Here is a 13,960-nt window from a genome sequence, read left to right as displayed (position 1 = left end):
CCCTCAGCTGCGCCAGGTCCGCCACAGGTGGGCGTACTGGCCGTCGAGGCCCATCAGTTCGTCGTGCGAGCCGAGTTCCACGATGCGCCCGTTGTCCACCACCGCGATGCGGTCGGCGTCGTGCGCCGTGTGCAGCCGATGCGCGATCGCGATCACCGCACGGCCGTCGAGCAGCGCCGACATCGAGTCCTCCAGGTGGCGGGCCGACGACGGGTCGATCAGCGAGGTCGCCTCGTCGAGCACCAGCGTGTGCGGGTCCGCGACGATCAGCCGCGCGAGCGCAACCTGCTGAGCCTGGGCGGGGGTCAGGTTGTTCTTGCCGTGCCCGAGTTGCGCGTTGATGCCTCCCGGCAGCCGCGACACCCAGCCCCAGGCGTCGACCGCCCGCAGCGCCTCCTCCACCTCGGTGTCCGAGGCCGTGGTCTCGCGGGCCAGCACGATGTTGTCGCGCACCGACCCGACGAACACGTGGTGCTCCTGCGTTACCAGCGCCACCTCCGTGCGGAGGCGGTCCAGCGGCAGGTCCATCACGTCGACACCACCGACGGTGACCCCACCCTCGCGCGGCCGGTTGACGCCGGCCACGAGCCGGGCCAGCGTCGACTTGCCGGAGCCAGAGGGCCCCACCACGGCGAGCCGCTCCCCCGGCGCCAGGTCGACGTCGACGCCGTGCAGCACGTCCACGTCCGGCCGGTACCCGAAGCGCAGTTCGGAGCCGGTGAGCTTGACGCCATCGGGCACCGCGTTGCCTGGGGTGCGGTCATCGTCCACCTGCGCGACACCGATCAGCCTGGCGGTGGAGACCAGCCCCAGTTGCAGGTGGTCCAGCACCGCGATGACGCGGTCGAGCGGCCCCTGCAACTGCGACACGTACAGGGCTGCGGTGGTGATCTGGCCGATCGTCACCCACCCCGACGTGTAACCCCAGGTGCCGAGCAGCACGATGCCCACCAGCGGCAGCTGGAACGAGACGTCCACCATCCCGAAGAGGATGTTGCGCAGCGTCATCGTGTAGCGCTCCACCTGGGCCGACGCCTCGGTGTCCTCATCGAGCTGGCCCACCCGCAGGTCGCCCAGGCCGAGGGCCTCGACGGTGCGCGCGCTCTCCACCGTCTCGGTGGTCGTGGTGTTGATGACCGAGTACGACCGGGATTCAGCGATGTAGCCCGCTGGCGCCCGCGCGAGGTAGTAGCGCCCGCCGAACCACATGATCAGGGCCGTCACGAGCATGGGCAGCGTGAGCAGCCACGAGTTCAGCAGCATCGCGATCAGGGTGGCGCCGATGAGCACCACCGACACGATGAGGGTGGGGACGGCCCAGCGGGCCGCGACTCCCATCTTCGCGACGTCGGAGGTGATGCGGGTCAGCAGGTCCCCCGAGCCGGACGACTCAACATGGCTCAGCGGCAGGCGCAGCACGATCCGCACCACCTCTTCGCGGGCGGCGGCGAGCAGGTCATAGCCGAGCACCGCGGAGACGCGACGCGCCACGAAGGTGAACAGCGACTGCAGCACCACCACGCCGGCCACGATCATCACCAGCAAGGTGAGTCCCTCGAGGCTCAGCCGTCCGCCGGTGACGCGGTCCATCAGGACGCCGAGCAGGTACGGGGCGATCAGCCCCGCCCCGGCCGCAGCCAGGTTGCCGGCGATCGCCCAGCCGAGGAGGGCTCGGCGGTTCCGCATGAGGTCGCCGATGAAGCCGAAGGCGACCTTCGAGGAGGCCACCGGGAAGCCGTGCGCCGGGGCGCGCGAGTCGAGGTACACCGCCCGCGCGGTCGCGGTGCGGGCGTGGTGCCGGGTGACCAGCGCCTGCAGGCGACGCCGCGGCCCGACGCCCCGCGGGGGATGCATCTCCGGCGGGACGCGCGGCCCCGGCGCCTCAGCGCGCCAGGTGCGGGCCGAGCCCGGAAGTAGTTCACTCATGGTTGTCCTCCATGCCGCGCGCGATGATGCGGCGGTAGTGGGTGTTGTCATGCAGGTCGTCATGGCTGCCGCGGGCGACCTCGCGCCCGTCGACCAGCACGGCGACTTCGTCGGCGTGGCGCAGCATCAGCGGCGAGGCCGTCACCACGACCGTGGTGCGGCCACGACGCAGCTCCGCCAACCGCTCGGCGATGCGTGCTTCGGTATGGGCGTCGACGGCCGATGTGGGCTCCACCAGCACCAGCACGTCCGGGTCCAGGAGCAGCGCCCGCGCCAGAACGAGCCGCTGTCGCTGCCCGCCCGACAGACCGCGGCCCTTCTCGTCGATGCGCCCCTGCCATCCGCCAGGCAACGACTCGAAGATGTCCTCGGCCGAGGCCGCCACCAGCGCCGCATCCGCGGCCTCCCTGGAATGCGTGCCCCACGGGTCGACGGCGGTCTGCAGCGTTCCCGCGAAGAGGCCGGCCCCGGTGTGGGACACGACGATCCGGCGTCGCAGGTCGGCCACGCTGAGGTCGCGGTAGTCGACGCCGTCGGCCGTCACCCCCCAGGGTTGCTGGGCGACGGTGGCGTCGACGGCGGCCTGACGGCGCCGGGCCTCGAACCGCTCCCGGCGGGCGCGGCGCAGCGCACGGCCGGAGAGTCCCTCGTCGTCGTCCTCCTCCTTCACCTCGTCAGGGAGGTAACGGCCCAGGCGGTCGGCCAGGGCGGCGGAGTCGTCCGGATCTGCGGACACGATGCCCAGCATCCGGCCGGGTTCGACCGTGACGCCCGAGGCCTCGTCGTGGAGGACGGGGTTGCTGCCGAGGCGGCTGTCCCCGTCGCGCCAGGGCACGTCGGTGCCCAGCAGCGCGCCGGTCTTCTGCGCGCTGACCAGGCCCTGCACCCACTTCTGGGCGAAGTCGAAGGCCATCTGCATGGGAGTCATCAGGAAGACGGCGTAGCCGAAGAAGCTGATCAACTGGCCTACGCTGAGCGTGCCCTCGATGAGTTGGCGGGAGCCGAGGTAGACCAGCGCCACGAGCAGCAGGCCGGACAGGAGCACGCTGATGGCCTCGACGACCGCCTGCCAGGTGCCGAGCCGCACGCCGAGCCCACGAACCTTCTGCGACTGGCGGGCGTAGTTGTCCGCGAACGTCTTCTCGCCGCCGATGCCGCGCAGGATGCGCAGCCCGGTGGCGATGTCCGTGGCCATGGAGGTCAGCGTGGAGTTCTCGGTCCGCTCGGCAGCCTGCGCGGCGGTCAGCGGACGCAGCACCGGGGTGGAGGCCGCCAGCAGCAGCGGCGTGGCCACGAGCACGAGCAGGCCCAGCGGAACCGACGTGATGAGCATGAGTGCCGTGGCCACGAGGAAGCTGATGAGCGCGGCCAGCGCACCGCCGAAGGCCTCGACGGTGGCGCCGAACTGGTTGCTGTCAGACGAGGCGACGCTCAGCACCTCACCCGTCGGGACTCGGCGGTTGAGGACGTGCCCCAGCCGCACGGCCTTCCGCGAGACGCGGCGCTGCGTGCCGTAGATGCCGAGCAGCCACATCCGCACCGCGTAGGTGTGGAACAGGATGCCGCCCACGACGCCGAAGGCGATGACGCCCAGCAGCAGCGCCACCCAGCCGATCGTCGCGGGGAGGTCCTGACGCAGGACGCCCGCGTCGATGGCCCGCCCCAACAGCCACGGGGTGAGCGCGCCCGGTACCATCCAGGACGAGGCCGCCAATGTCATGGCGGGCACGACCCAGCCGAAGGAGCGGATGAGCCAGAAGAGGAAACGGCTGGGCGAGCGGGTGTCAGGCGCGTCGCCGGCGGAAATGGGCGGAGGGAAGTCGTAACGGCCGCGATGGGGCGAGAGCATGGGTGTTCCTTGACGCGTCAGGCGACGCAGAAAGATGATCCGAAAGGAGGGGTGGACGCAGGGGCGTCAGAGGGCGCAGTGGTGGCTCAGGCGGCAGCAGCGCGCGGACGGCCGAGGAGCGCGACGAACGCTGCCAGCGCGGTTGTGTTCAACATTGCGGCACCTCCTATCGACGTCGCCGGTAACGCTACGCGCCGGTCTGAGACTCTGTCAACCCGCCACGGACATCACGCCGGGAAGGGGCCAGGGGCTTTTCGCTCAGGCGCTCAGACGCTCCGCGGCAGCGAGGATCCGCTCATCCGTGGCTGTCAGCGCGACGCGGACGTGCTGGGCCGCGGCGGTGCCGTAGAAGTCTCCGGGGGCTGCGAGGATGCCGCGTTCGGCCAGCCAGTTGATGGTGTCGCGGCAGTTCTCGCCGCGGGTTGCCCACAGGTACAGCGAGCCTTCGGAGTGGTCGATGCGGAAGCCGGCCGCCTCGAGCGCGGGCTTCAACACGGCCCTGCGCGCCAGGTATCGCCGGCGCTGTTCCTCAACGTGGCCCTGGTCCCCCAGCATCGCGGCCATCGCGGCCTGGATGGGGGCCGGCACCATCATGCCGAGGTGCTTGCGCACGCCGATGAGCGGCTGGAGCACGGCCGGATCGCCCGCGACGAAACCGCCGCGGTAACCGGCTGCGTTGGAGCGTTTGGAGACGGAGTGGACGGCCAGGAGGCCGGTGAGGTCTCCGTCGTTGACCCGCGGGTCGAGCACCGAGACGGCCTCTGCGTCCCAGGCGAACTCGCCGTAGCACTCGTCGCTGGCGAGCACGGCGCCCACCCTGCGGGCCGCGGCGACGAAGGCCCGGAGTTCCTCGAGCGACAGGATGCGGCCCGTCGGGTTGGCCGGTGAATTGATCCAGATCACGCGTGCGTTGGCCGGCACGGCCGCCGGATCGTCCAGCGGCACCGGCTGGGCGTTCGCTACCAGCGCACCCACTTCGTACGTCGGATAGGCGCATTCCGGGAAAACCACGGCGTCTGACGGCCCCAGCCCCAGGAGGAGGGGCAGCCAGGCGACGAGTTCCTTGGTGCCGACGACGGGCAGGATGCCCTCGTCGAGGAGTGGGACGGAGGCCCAGCGCCGCTCGAGGTAGGCGCGGATGGCCGAGCGGGTCTCCGCCGTGCCCCACACCGTCGGGTAGCCGTGGGCGTCGCCAGCCGCAGCCAGCGCATCGATGGCGAGCTGCGGGGTGTTGTCTACGGGCGTGCCGACCGACAGGTCGACCAGGCCGCCCGGGTGGGCGCTGGCGACGCGCTTCGCGTCAGCCAGCGTGTCCCAGGGGAAATCCGGCAGCCGGGCCCCCAGGCCCATCAGTTGCCCTGCGGGGGCAGCGCCTCAACTACCGGGTGGTCCTTGTCGATGGTGCCGAGCTTGGCGGCGCCACCGGGTGAGCCGATCTCGTCGAAGAACTGGACGTTGACGTCGTAGAACTCCGCCTGCTCCTCCGGCACGTCATCTTCGTAGTAGATGGCCTCGACGGGGCACACCGGTTCGCAGGCGCCACAGTCGACACACTCCTCGGGGTGGATGTAGAGCATCCGGTTGCCCTCGTAGATGCAGTCGACGGGGCACTCTTCAACGCAGGCGCGGTCCTTCACATCAACACACGGCAGTCCGATGATGTACGTCACAGTTTCTCCTCACAAGCGGGCGTCCCCCAGCTTAGCGCTACCTGGCTGGAGGGCCCACCCGTCAGGGCTGGCAGATGATGCGATCGCCCGCGCTGTACTTCCAGCTGTAGGGCTCCCTCTTGACAACCTTGCCGTCCTTGTGGAAAAGGCGTTCCCAGTTGACGGTGAAGCCCTGGATGGGCGCCTGCGGCTCACAGGCCGGGTCCCCCGTGACGGTGCGTTCCTTGCCGGTGTAGAAGCCGGACTTCGTCAGCTCTGTGGAGGTGACCTTGTCCCAGGTGGGCTTGGACCAGATCTTGAAGGTGATCGAGCCGCGCTTCGACGACGAGGAGGGGCTGATGTAGCCCTGGATGATCGCCGGGAACTCAGTGTTGTTCTGGAAACGCATGTCCAGGGAGCCGTAGTAGACCGTGGCCTCGCGGCCGGCCGGGTAGCGGTCGAAGTAGAGGCTGTGTGGCTTGTGCTCGACGTCCTTGAACCCGGCGAAGAAGCCGGCGTTGAAGAGGGTCGTGGCGGCCTGCGAGATGCCGCCGCCGGATTCCTTGACCAGGCGACCCTTGTTGATCACGTAGCCGTCCACGTAGCCGTTGGCCGTCGTCCGCTCGCCCAGGGTGTCGTTGAGCGAGAAGGTCTCGCCCGGCATCAGCACGGTGCCGTTGACGCTCTTGGCGGCCTGTCCCAGGTTGTTGTTGCGGTAGGCGGCGTGGGGGTAGGTGGTGGTGAATTCGCCGATCACGGTGAACGCACCGAGTGCAGTGGCCTTCGCCGTCGGGTACTCGGGCTCGACCGTTTCCACCTCGACGGGCACCGTGCGGGCCTCACCGGTGGCCGTGGCGGCCTTCTCGACGGCGGCCGCGAAGGCCTCTTCCGTGAGCTCCTGGCCGGTGACGGCGGGCACGACGACGACCTTGCCGCCCTCGAACGTGAAGGTGGCGTCCTGGGCCTCGGTGAGCTTCAACGCACGCCGCGCCTCAGCGGTCTGTTCGAACAATGTCGCAGTGTCGAGGGTGCCCACGATCTCGTCGTCCTGCACCTCGAGCGTCGCGGCCTCCGCCAGCGAGCCGGGGGCGATCTCCATCTGCACGTCCCCGTGGGTGAGGATGACCGGTCCGCTGATGAGCGGCTCCGCGAAGTTCTTCACCACGTCGTCGACCATGGCGTCGGTGACCTTCGCGGGGGTGTTGACGAGGGTGACCGCCACGTTGCCCTTGCCCTCTTCGAACGCGGCACGGGCGGTCTCCACGGTGGCGTCGACGTCCATGGCCTGCGCGTCCGTGGCAGGAGTGCGCACGATCTTGCCCCCGTCGAATGCGACGGTGGCGTCGACGCCCTCGACGGCGAACTCAGGCGCCTTGGCCTCGATCGCCGAGCGGAGCGCGGCCTCGTCCACGGTCCGCTGCACGGCGACCTCACTGCCGCCGGTGAGGGTCTCGTAGATGTCCCCCGGGTTCCAGCTGTGGCCGCCTCCGGCCGCTTGGACGGTGGCCTCGTAGTCGAAGCCCAGCCCGGCCTCCGAGGGGACGATCTCCGTCGACACGCTGCCCGCGCTGAGGGTGACCGGTTGCGTGAGCTTGGGCGCGATCTCGGTCTCGAGCTTCGCCCGGGCCTGCTCGGGTGACATCCCGCCGATGGGCACGCCGTCGACGGCGGCCTGCGCCGGCACCTGGTTGCCCGCCACGAAGTAGGCAGCCACATAGGCGCCGCCCACGAGGATCAGTACCCCGATGATGCAACCGATGACAATCTTGCTGGCTCTACTCACGTCCACCCCTCGTGTACCGCGGCGGTACAAGCGGGTCCATCGTACGTTTAAAGGTCAACCGCTCCCAAAACAACGTCACGAGATCCGCAGGTTCCAGGGCATGCTGAGTGCACCCTGACTACGGATGCCGAGACTGCCGGCCAAGGAGACAAGCATCTGCTCCGGCCCTGCCAGACTCGCTCCCCCTGCGACGGCTTCCGAGGAGGTGGCCGGCTTGATGAGGTCGAAGATGCCGGAGTCGCCGACGTGGCTGATCTTCACGGCCTCCGGATCGAGGCCGGCGAGGTCGCAGGCACGTTCGACGGCGAGCCGCTGCCCACCGAGATGGTCCACCAGGCCACGCTCCTTCGCGTCGGCGCCCGTCCAGACACGGCCCCGCGCCAGGCGCTCGAGGTCGTCGTAGGCCATGCCGCGGTCTGCCGCCGCGAAGGTGGTGAAGTCCAGGTAGATGCGGTCCAACCAGCGGTCGAGTCGCTCCCAGTCCTCCTGCGAGAACTCGTGCGCGCTGGAGAACGTGCCGGCCGCTGCCCCGACCGGGATGGTCTCGCGGACCAGGCCGAGCTTGTCGTACAGCCTCTCGGTCACCATCTTGCCGGCAAGTACGCCGATGGACCCCGTCAAGGTGGACGACTGCGCCACGATCTCATTGCACGGCATCGACACGTAGTAGCCGCCCGAGGCCGCATACGCGCCCATGTGGGCGACGACCGGCTTGTCGGCCTCCCGCAGGCGCAGGACCGAGCGCCGGATGAAGTCTGAGGCGACGGCTGAGCCACCCGGCGAGTCCACCTCGAAGACGACGGCCTTCACCTCGTCGTCGCGCAGCGCGGCCCGGAAGTGCTCGTCGACGACGTCTGCCCCGGCCTGTTCGCCGCCCATCGAAGAGCGGACGCCACGGCCGGTGACGATGGAGCCGCGGAGGCTGACGACGGCGACCTTCGGCTGCTTGGGGCGCAGCTTCTTCATCAGTGCGGCGCGCGAGGTGTAGCGGTGGGCGAACAGCAGGTTCTCAGGCTCGGCACCCCATTCCTTGAGGGTGTGGGCGTAGGCCTCGTCGCGGTACCCGACGTGGTCGATGAGACCGAGGGTGAGGGCACGCTGTGGCTCGACGGGCGAGGAGTTCACTGCCTCCCACACTGTGTCGGCGGTGAGCCCACGGAGCCGGGCGACGTCGTCGACCACCCTGTCGACGATGGACTGGCCGATGCGCTGCATCATCTCGCGGTGCGGTTCGGTGACCGTGTCGGCGACGAACGTGTTCGCGGCGCTCTTGTACTCGTGGCGCTGGCCGAACTGCGGCTCGACGCCCACCTTGTTCAGGAGGCCCTTGAGCAGGGTGATCGACAACTCCACGCCCTCGATCGAGAGCATCCCGGTGGGCTGCACCCAGACCTTCTGCGCGGCCGCGGCCAGGCGGTAGCCGCCCAGGCCCTGCACCAGCTCGCCGAAGGACTCGGCCCAGGCCATCGTCTTCTTCTTCTCCCCGAACTTCTCGATCAGCCCCGCGACCTCCTCGAGGTTCGCGAGCTGGAGTTGGGTGGGGTTGGCGTGCACGATCAGCCCCAGCACGCGGTCATCGTCTGCCGCGGAGTGGAGGTGTTCACGTAGGGCGGAGATGGTGGGGCTGTTGATCAGTTGGATGGCCTGCAGCGGATTGGTCGGCTTCGCGACCAGCACCCCCCGCGCCATGTCCAGTTCGAGTACCACCGGCTTGTCGCCGACGATCTTGCCAAGCACGTCCTTGAGGCTCATGGGCCAAGGATACGTGCGACCTCCAGCCGCAACCGTGGATCCGGCGAGGCCCACGACGCGACCGGAAATGCAGCAGCCCCGCCCACTTCCGTGGACGGGGCTGCCGCGTACCCCTGCCGGGGGTGCGGGTCAGAGTGGGCTGGGCGTCAGAGAATGCCCTTGGCGGTGGCGGCCACGTTCTCGGCGGTGAAGCCGAACTCCTCGAAGCACTTGGCACCCGACGCCGAGGCGCCGTAATGCTCGATGCTCACCGAGGCGCCCTTGGCGCCGACGTACTTGCCCCAGCCCATCTCGATGCCGGCCTCGACGCTCACGCGTGCGGCGACCGACGCGGGCAGCACCGATTCCTTGTACTCGTCGGACTGCTCCTCGAACCATTCCTGGCACGGCATCGACACGACCCGGGTGGGCACGCCGTCGGCCTCGAGGAGGTCCTGCGCATCGAGCGCCACGGCGACCTCGGAGCCGGTGGCGATGAGGATCAGCTTCGGCTCTGCGGAGGCCTCGCTCAGCACGTAGGCACCGTTGGCCACTCCCTCGGCCGAGGCGTACTTGTCCCCGCGGGCGACGGTGCGCAGGTCCTGACGCGACAGGATGAGGCCGGCCGGACGGTCCGTGCGACGCAGCAGCTCACCCCAGGCGACGGAGGTCTCGTTCGCGTCTGCGGGGCGCACGACGTCGAGCTTCGGGATGGCCCGCAGCGCGGCGAGGTGCTCGATGGGCTGGTGGGTGGGGCCGTCCTCGCCGACACCGACGGAATCGTGCGTCCAGACGAACACCGAGGGCAGGTTCATGATGGCGGCCAGCCTGACGGCGGGGCGCATGTAATCCGAGAAGACCAGGAACGTGCCCCCGTAGGCCCGCGTGAGGCCCGAAAGGTTGATGCCGTTGACGATGCCACCCATGGCGTGCTCGCGGATGCCGAAGTGCAGGGTGCGGCCGTACTGGTTGCCGGCCCATTCCTTGGTGGTGCGTTCCTTGGGCAGGAACGAGGGCTCGCCCTTCATGGTGGTGTTGTTGGAGCCGGCGAGATCGGCGGAACCGCCCCACAGCTCCGGCAGCTGGTCTGCCAACGCGGCGAGCACCTCACCGGAGGCGGCGCGGGTGGACTTCTTGCCCTCCTCGAACACCGGCAGGGAGAAGTCCTCGGGCAGCTTGCGTGCCGAGACCCGCTCCAGCAGCGCGTTGCGCTCCGGGTTGGCCTGCTTCCAGGCCTCGAACTTGGCGTCCCACGCCTCGCGGGCGGCCTTGCCGCGTGCAGCCGCGTTCTCGCGGGCATGCTTGACAGCGTCGAGATCCACGGCGAAGGGCTCCTGCTCGAAGCCGAGCACGTCCTTGAGCGCCTTGATCTCCTCGCCACCGATCTTGGATCCATGGACTGCGGCCATGCCCTGCTTGGTGGGCATGGGCCAGCCGATGACGGTGGTCAGCTTGATGAACGACGGCTTGTCCGTGACCGCCTTGGCGGCCTCGATGGCGTCGTACAGCGCCTCGACGTCCTCGGTGTACTCGGTGCCCCCGTTGGTCCAGTCGACGTGCTGCACGTGCCAGCCGTAGGCCGCGTAGCGGGCGCTGACGTCCTCGCTGAAGGCGATGTCCGTCTGGCCTTCGATGGTGATGCGGTTGTCGTCGTAGATCAGGACGAGGTTGCCCAGGTTCTGGGTGGCGGCCAGCGACGAGGCCTCCGACGCGACACCCTCCTGGAGGCAGCCGTCACCCGCGATCGTGTAGATCATGCGGTCGAACACCGATTCGCCCTCAGGGGCATCCGGGTCGAACAGGCCACGCTCACGGCGGGCGGCCATGGCCATGCCGACGGCGTTGGAGATGCCGGCGCCCAGCGGCCCGGTGGTGCACTCCACGAACTTCGTGTGCATGTACTCCGGGTGACCTGGCGTCTTGGCACCCCAGGTGCGCAGTGCGGCGACGTCGTCGAGTTCCATGTCCATGCCGGCCAGGTACAGCTGGGTGTACTGGGTCAGCGACGCGTGGCCGGCCGACAGGATGAAGCGGTCACGGCCCAGCCACAGGTGATCCGTGGGGTCGCTGTTCATCACCTTCTGGTACAGCAGGTAGGCAGCAGGGGCGAGGGACACTGGCGTCCCGGGGTGGCCGTTGCCGACCTTCTCGACGGCGTCGACGGCGAGGATGCGGGCCGTATCGACGGCGCGGGCATCCTTCTCGGTCCACTCAAGAGTCACAGTTGTTCCTAACTCGTAGCTGTGCAGCGCAGCGCATGCTTCCTTGCTGCGGCGTTCATGCGCGCAAGCCTATCTTGCGCTTCCCCGTAACCACGGTGTCGGGTGGGGCAATCGGTGCAACATTGGGCAACTGCCCAACTTCACCAGGAGCCGCCGCCTCCCCCGGTGCTGCCTGAATCCGGGAAGAACAGGTGACCCGGCACGCGGGCCGCGTCGAGGGCCTCCTGGTCCGGGGCCTCCTGCTCCTTCTCCTCGGTTTCCCGGGGCTGGCCGGGCGCGACGGGGCGGACAGTCTCGCCCAGCGCTTCGCGCACCAGCTTCTGGATCCCCTCGCCGCTGGAGGGATCGAACTTTCGGATCTCAGCCATTCATCGCTCCTCAGTCACAGGCGGCTCAGCCGACCAGGGGAACACGATCCACTTGTCGGTGGCCTTCCAGACGTAGTCCGGCTCCACAATCGTACGTGGCTTGGAGAACAACACCGCCGAGCGGACGTCGGCGCCGAAGCCGCGCAGCAGCTTGATGACGAGCTGCAGGGTGCGGCCGGAATCAGCCACGTCGTCGACGACGAGGATCTTGCGCTCCGCGATGGATTCGGTGTCCAGCATGGGCGCCAGCAGGATGGGATCCGGCAGCGTCTCGTTCACATCGGTGTAGAACTCGACGTTGATCGCATCCGAAAGTTTGACGCCCAAGGAATAGCTCATGGCACCGGCCAAGGTGAGGCCGCCCCGTGCGACGGCGATGATGATCTCGGGGAGAAACTGCGATGCGGCCACGGCGGACGACAACTCGCGCTGGGCGTCACCGAAACCTTCCCAGGTGAGAACTTCCTTGTCAGTGAGATCCCGAGCGTCCGCGTGATAAGCCATGGGGCAATGTTAGTGGGTAGGAATCGGGGGCCGTCCCCACCCTTGCGCTCAGCTCGGCTCGTTGCTCTCGAAGATCATCGTCATGAACACCACGTCGAGCCAGCGGCCAAACTTGCGGCCCACCTGCGGGAGCCGCCCGGCCACCTCGAAGCCCAGCCTGCGGTGGAACGCGATCGAATCCTCGTTCGAGCCGTCCACGACGCCCAGCATGACGTGCACGCCGCGGCCCTGCGCGTAGTCGATGAGTGCCGTCATCAACATGCGACCGGCCCCCGCCGTCCGGTGCCCGGAGCGGATGTAGACGCTGTGCTCGACGGTGTGGCGGTAGCCCTCCAGGGGGCGGAACTGGCCGTAGCTGGCGTACCCGATGATGAGCCCGTCGGGGTCCTCCATGACGAGCACCGGGTAACCGGTGGCGGTGAGCCGTTCGAACCACTTCTGGCGGTCGGCGACCGACACGGGCTCGAGTGCATAGGACGCCGTCGTACCCACTCCGGCCTCGTTGTAGATGTCGGTGATAGCCGGGATGTCGCGGATATGGGCAGGGCGAATGGTCGGCATGGCTCCATCGTAGGGCGCTCGCCCGGTGGGCCACTACGCTCGACGCCATGAGGATCCACGAACTGAGCGGCGCCTGGGGCACCGCACGCGTCGCCGAGTTGGGGGGCTGTGTGCTGTCCTGGCGTCCGCGGGGCGGCGACGACGTGCTCTTCCTGTCGAAGGACGCCCAACTGGTCCCGGGCACCATGTGGCACGGCGGCATCCCGGTCTGCGCGCCCTGGTTCGGCACCGGGCAGGGCGACTGGGACGTGCCCCACGGCCACGGGCTCGTCAGCCGGGTGCCGTGGCGGACGGATCTCCTCGAGCAGAACGACGACGGAGCCAAGCTGGTGCTGACGCTCACCTCGGCAGACGTCGCCCACCTGCCGGGCGCCCAGCGTTACCCCGACGACCTCACCTACCGCCTCGACATCAGCATCGACGTTGCCGCGCTCACCGTCGCGCTGATGATCGGCTCCCCCACCCGCGAGGTCTCCGTCGACCAGGCCTTCCACCCCTACCTGCGCATCGACGCCACGCGGGCCACGGTGACCGGGCTCGAGGACGTGGACTTCCAGGACGTGCCGCACGGGTGGCGGCCCGGGCGCGACGCGGATCCGCTCACCTTCGGAGAACACACCGATCGCGTCTATGCCGAGGCCCCGCCCCTGTTCCTCAGCGACGGCCGGCGCACCCGCCGGCTCAGCAATCACGGCGCGAGCCGCACCGTGGTGTGGAATCCGGGCCCGACGAACACCGACGTAGGCGAGGAATATTCCGAATTCGTCTGCCTCGAGTACGGCACTGTGCGCGACGGCGCAGTCACCATCCCGGCCGGCGGCGACCACCGGTTGGCGATGACGATCGAGGTGTGATTCAGCCCCGGTAGACGGTGGTTTCGGCGGGCAGACCCATGCCCCCGTCCAGGGGTGCATCGCCCGTGAAGACGCAGCCCAGCGTTGGCGAGTACAGGCAGACACCGGCATGTCCGTTCGGCGCCCGGACCGCCTGCAGCGTCACCGCCCCGACGGTGAACTCCTGGCCGACGTGGGGCGTGGCCCAGACGGGCGCACCGGTGCGCTCCTCCAGCCTGCGCACCGCGTCGTTGCCGGCGGGGTCCGTGGTGTAAACGACGCCGACCACGCGCCGCCCGTCGACCATGTCGAGGATCGTGTCGGGATCAGCCACGGCATTGACGGCGATCACCTCACGCTCGTCGCCCACCAGCCACGTGTTCCGTCCACCCTCGGTGGCCGCCAACATGACTGGAGGCATACTGTCGTCCCCCAAAATTGACTGCATACGGGTCAGCGTAACCCCGCCCCCCACCCTGGGGGGAGGGTTTGGCAGGTCCCGCAATGCGAATCCGCATCCCTGGCCCTCGGGCC

12 protein-coding genes are annotated in these 13,960 nt (G+C 69.0%); 1 reads left to right on the top strand and 11 read right to left on the bottom strand.

Annotated elements, in window-relative coordinates:
• Positions 1 to 3: 3 nt before the first annotated feature.
• The 10 genes from ACX1DX_RS14655 to ACX1DX_RS14610 all read right to left on the bottom strand — a co-directional run bounded on the left by ACX1DX_RS14655 (position 4) and on the right by ACX1DX_RS14610 (position 12,593).
• Complete coding sequence (locus ACX1DX_RS14655; RefSeq protein WP_459397174.1) at positions 4 to 1,926, bottom strand: ABC transporter ATP-binding protein; 1,923 nt, start codon at positions 1,924 to 1,926, stop codon at positions 4 to 6.
• Positions 1,919 to 3,775 (bottom strand): ABC transporter transmembrane domain-containing protein, encoded by a 1,857-nt coding sequence (locus tag ACX1DX_RS14650; RefSeq protein WP_459397173.1) that lies wholly within the window; start codon positions 3,773 to 3,775, stop codon positions 1,919 to 1,921. Before ACX1DX_RS14650 ends, ACX1DX_RS14655 begins: the two co-directional genes overlap by 8 nt.
• Before the next feature lie 258 nt (positions 3,776 to 4,033).
• Positions 4,034 to 5,125, bottom strand: a complete 1,092-nt coding sequence (gene dapC, locus ACX1DX_RS14645) for a succinyldiaminopimelate transaminase (RefSeq protein WP_459397172.1) — start codon at positions 5,123 to 5,125, stop codon at positions 4,034 to 4,036.
• Positions 5,125 to 5,445, bottom strand: a complete 321-nt coding sequence (fdxA, locus tag ACX1DX_RS14640) for a ferredoxin (protein WP_182761993.1) — start codon at positions 5,443 to 5,445, stop codon at positions 5,125 to 5,127. The genes dapC and fdxA overlap by 1 nt, the downstream gene beginning before the upstream one ends.
• A 61-nt stretch (positions 5,446 to 5,506) precedes the next feature.
• A complete protein-coding gene (locus ACX1DX_RS14635; RefSeq protein WP_459397171.1) occupies positions 5,507 to 7,207 on the bottom strand; it encodes a VanW family protein in 1,701 nt (566 codons plus the stop codon).
• Positions 7,208 to 7,282: 75 nt separating this feature from the next.
• Complete coding sequence (gene sppA / locus ACX1DX_RS14630) at positions 7,283 to 8,959, bottom strand: signal peptide peptidase SppA (protein ID WP_459397170.1); 1,677 nt, start codon at positions 8,957 to 8,959, stop codon at positions 7,283 to 7,285.
• Between the two features lie 146 nt (positions 8,960 to 9,105).
• Positions 9,106 to 11,160, bottom strand: coding sequence for a transketolase (tkt, locus tag ACX1DX_RS14625; protein ID WP_459397169.1), 2,055 nt, complete (start codon positions 11,158 to 11,160; stop codon positions 9,106 to 9,108).
• Positions 11,161 to 11,300: 140 nt separating this feature from the next.
• Entirely contained in the window at positions 11,301 to 11,528 is a 228-nt protein-coding gene (locus tag ACX1DX_RS14620) for a hypothetical protein (RefSeq protein ID WP_076059748.1), read from the bottom strand.
• Complete coding sequence (locus ACX1DX_RS14615) at positions 11,529 to 12,032, bottom strand: phosphoribosyltransferase (RefSeq protein WP_076059750.1); 504 nt, start codon at positions 12,030 to 12,032, stop codon at positions 11,529 to 11,531.
• Positions 12,033 to 12,080: 48 nt separating this feature from the next.
• On the bottom strand, positions 12,081 to 12,593 hold the full coding sequence (locus ACX1DX_RS14610; protein ID WP_076059752.1) for a GNAT family N-acetyltransferase: 513 nt from the start codon (positions 12,591 to 12,593) through the stop codon (positions 12,081 to 12,083).
• A 47-nt stretch (positions 12,594 to 12,640) separates the two neighbouring features.
• Between ACX1DX_RS14610 and ACX1DX_RS14605 the strand changes: the two genes are divergently transcribed.
• On the top strand, positions 12,641 to 13,447 hold the full coding sequence (locus tag ACX1DX_RS14605; protein WP_459397168.1) for an aldose epimerase family protein: 807 nt from the start codon (positions 12,641 to 12,643) through the stop codon (positions 13,445 to 13,447).
• Between the two features lies 1 nt (position 13,448).
• Here ACX1DX_RS14605 and ACX1DX_RS14600 read toward each other — a convergent pair whose 3' ends face one another.
• Positions 13,449 to 13,835 (bottom strand): MBL fold metallo-hydrolase, encoded by a 387-nt coding sequence (locus tag ACX1DX_RS14600; protein WP_459397167.1) that lies wholly within the window; start codon positions 13,833 to 13,835, stop codon positions 13,449 to 13,451.
• Positions 13,836 to 13,960 lie beyond the last annotated feature (125 nt).

The organism is Tessaracoccus zhenghani (assembly GCF_054552775.1).
This window is presented reverse-complemented; position numbering and strand designations above follow the sequence as displayed.

Bases quoted from the DNA above. Each gene is read 5' to 3' on its own strand.
- ACX1DX_RS14650 (WP_459397173.1), bottom strand. From the start codon at position 3,775: ATGCTCTCGCCCCATCGCGGCCGTTACGACTTCCCTCCGCCCATTTCC.
- ACX1DX_RS14610 (WP_076059752.1), bottom strand. From the start codon at position 12,593: ATGCCGACCATTCGCCCTGCCCATATCCGCGACATCCCGGCTATCACC.
- dapC (WP_459397172.1), bottom strand. From the start codon at position 5,125: ATGGGCCTGGGGGCCCGGCTGCCGGATTTCCCCTGGGACACGCTGGCT.
- ACX1DX_RS14600 (WP_459397167.1), bottom strand. From the start codon at position 13,835: ATGTTGGCGGCCACCGAGGGTGGACGGAACACGTGGCTGGTGGGCGAC.
- ACX1DX_RS14620 (WP_076059748.1), bottom strand. From the start codon at position 11,528: ATGGCTGAGATCCGAAAGTTCGATCCCTCCAGCGGCGAGGGGATCCAG.
- ACX1DX_RS14655 (WP_459397174.1), bottom strand. From the start codon at position 1,926: ATGAGTGAACTACTTCCGGGCTCGGCCCGCACCTGGCGCGCTGAGGCG.
- ACX1DX_RS14605 (WP_459397168.1), top strand. From the start codon at position 12,641: ATGAGGATCCACGAACTGAGCGGCGCCTGGGGCACCGCACGCGTCGCC.
- ACX1DX_RS14615 (WP_076059750.1), bottom strand. From the start codon at position 12,032: ATGGCTTATCACGCGGACGCTCGGGATCTCACTGACAAGGAAGTTCTC.
- sppA (WP_459397170.1), bottom strand. From the start codon at position 8,959: ATGAGCCTCAAGGACGTGCTTGGCAAGATCGTCGGCGACAAGCCGGTG.